The following is a 1,085-nucleotide window of genomic DNA, read 5'->3' as shown; positions in this document are numbered from 1 at the left end:
AACGTCGGCGGTCACCGCCGTGGCCGGCGTGTTCGCGCACGGGGTGGCCGTGGACTGGGAGGCGTTCTTCGCCGGCACGGGCGCCCGCCGGGTCGAACTGCCGACCTACGCCTTCCAGCACACCTACTACTGGCCGGAGACGCACGGATCGACCGGCGGCGTGTCCGGGGCCGGGCTCGAGTCCGTGGAGCACCCGCTGCTCGGCGCCGCCGTCGAGCTGCCGGACGGCGGCGGTGTCATCCTCACCGGCCGGCTGTCGCTGCGGACACAGCCGTGGCTGGCGGATCACGTCGTACACGGCCGGATCCTGTTCCCCGGCACCGGTTTCGTGGAGCTGGCGCTGCGCGCCGGGGACGAACTCGGCCTACAGCAGATCGAGGAACTGACGCTGTCCGTCCCGCTGGAGCTGCCCGAGACGGGTGCGGTTCCCGTGCAGGTGAGGGTCTCGGATTCGGACGCGAACGGCCGCGCCGAACTGGACGTCTTCTCCCGCGACGGAGAGGAATGGATCCGGCACGCGACAGGCGTCCTCCGTGCGGCGGCCGTCGAACCGGCCTGGGACGCGGGGCACTGGCCGCCAACCGGGGCCGTCGCGCTCGACCTCAGCGGCTTCTACGACGGAACCGACTACGGCCCGACCTTCCGGGGCGTGACCGCTGCCTGGCGCGTCGGGGACGACGTGTTCGCCGAGGTCACGCTGCCGGAGCGGGTCCGAGACGTGGCGGCCTTCGGCATCCACCCCGCGCTGCTCGACGCCGTGCTCCACGGGGCCGCGTTCCTCGAGGGCGCCGAGCCCGGCACGCTGCTGCCGTACGCATGGACGGGCGTGGGACTGCACGCGAGCGGCGCGGCCACCGTACGGGTGCGACTGAGCGGTTCCGCGTCCGCCGGTATCGGGATCGCGGTCGCCGACGGCACCGGAAGGTCGGTTGCGACGGTCGGCACGCTGCACCTGCGCGCCCCCGAACACGTGGATCGCGTGCGTTCTTTGTATCGGGTGGAGTGGTTGACGTCGGTGCCGGCGGTCGAGGCGGGTGATGTGCGGTTCGTGGAGTTGGTGGGCGGCGTTGATGTGGTGGCGTCGG

At 72.5% G+C, this 1,085-nt stretch carries 1 protein-coding gene; it reads left to right on the top strand.

Going from position 1 to position 1,085, the window contains the following annotated elements:
• Positions 1–1,085, top strand: a 1,085-nt coding sequence (locus tag AC07CM_RS51060; protein WP_478883385.1) for a polyketide synthase dehydratase domain-containing protein, incomplete at both ends; no start/stop codon positions are given.

The organism is Streptomyces sp. NPDC044061 (assembly GCF_056434305.1).
The sequence above is the reverse complement of the archived record's forward strand: the minus strand, read 5'-3'. Positions and strand labels throughout refer to the sequence as shown.